1 protein-coding gene is annotated in these 1,337 nt (G+C 68.4%); it reads left to right on the top strand.

The genetic code is table 11. The features are described from left to right. Nucleotides 1-51 precede the first annotated feature (51 nt). Nucleotides 52-1,298 (top strand): IS3 family transposase gene (locus tag LL236_RS14725; RefSeq protein WP_228179576.1). Its coding sequence is split into 2 segments (ribosomal slippage): nt 52-367 and nt 367-1,298, totalling 1,248 coding nucleotides; the frame shifts between segments, so codons are not numbered across the junction. Nucleotides 1,299-1,337: the final 39 nt, after the last annotated feature.

The raw sequence follows: 1,337 nt of genomic DNA, 5'->3' as shown, positions 1-1,337 counted from the left end.
TCTTGGACACGCTGATTCCAGCACGGCGCTGGGGAAGCGAGAATCCAAGGGATGGCTAGGAAGAACTACACGGACGAGTTCCGGCAGCGGGCGGTGGACTTGTATGAGTCCACGCCTGGGGCGACGTTGAAGGCGATCGCGGCGGATCTGGGGATCTCCCGCGGTGCGTTGCGGGAGTGGGTTGAGAAGCTCGGCTCCGGGACGACGACCGCCGGCAGAGCGTCGACGTCCGCGTCGGGGCGGTCGGAGTCGCCGGCGGCGAAGATCATGCGGCTGGAGGCCGAGAACGCGCGGCTGGAAGCGGAGCGGATCAAGCTCGAGACGGAGCGGGATATCCTCCGCCAGGCGGCGAAGTATTTCGCCGGGGAGACGAACTGGTGAACCGCTTCCAGTTCGTTGAGGACCACAAGGACGCCTACGGCGTGAAGCGGTTGTGTGAGGTCATCGAGATCGCCAGGTCGTCGTACTACGCCTGGCTGGACGCCGCCCCACGGCGGGCGGCGAGGGCCGCCGAAGACGCCGCTCTCGTGGCTCGCATCCGGGTGCTGCAGGACCCCGCACTGGGCGGGGACCGCGCCTACGGTGCGCCGCGGATCACCGCGGACCTCAACGACGGCGTCGCCGCGGCCGGGCGGGTGAATCACAAGCGGGTCGCCCGGGTGATGCGGGAGCACCAGCTCGCCGGGATCCGGTTGCGACGGAGGGTGAAGACCACGGTCCCGGACCAGTCCGGCCGCCGCTTCCCCGACCTCATCGGACGGGACTTTTCGATCGGTGACCCGAACCGCCGGTACGTCGGCGACATCACCTACCTCCCCATCGCTGACGGCACGAACCTCTATCTCGCGACCTGCATCGACCTCGGCTCTCGCAAGCTCGCCGGTTGGCAGGTCGCCGACCACATGCGCACCGAACTTGTCGAGGACGCCCTCCGCGCAGCGGCTCGTGATCGCGGCTCGCTGGCCGGCGCCGTGTTTCACAGCGACCACGGCAGCGTCTACACCTCGAAGGCCTACGCCGAGCTCTGCGAGCGGCTGAAGGTGACGCAGTCCATGGGTGCGATCGGCTCGAGTGCCGACAACTCACTGGCGGAGAGCCTCAACGCCGCGCTGAAACGCGAGCTCCTCGAAGGCGCCGCGGCGTTCCCCGACCGGGCCACCGCCTACCGGGCCGTGTTCCGGTGGGCCAACCGCTACAACACCCGAAGGCGCCACTCCGCGATCGGCCACATCACCCCGAACACCTACGAAACCGCCTACGCGGCGACCACGTCCGCTACCCTCGCGGAAGCGGCATAACCGAAACGACACCGTGTCCACGATCGAGGGTCAAGGCCC

The sequence above is a fragment of the Microbacterium schleiferi genome (assembly GCF_020781975.1).
In the GTDB taxonomy this organism is placed as follows: Bacteria; Actinomycetota; Actinomycetes; order Actinomycetales; family Microbacteriaceae; genus Microbacterium.
This window is presented reverse-complemented; position numbering and strand designations above follow the sequence as displayed.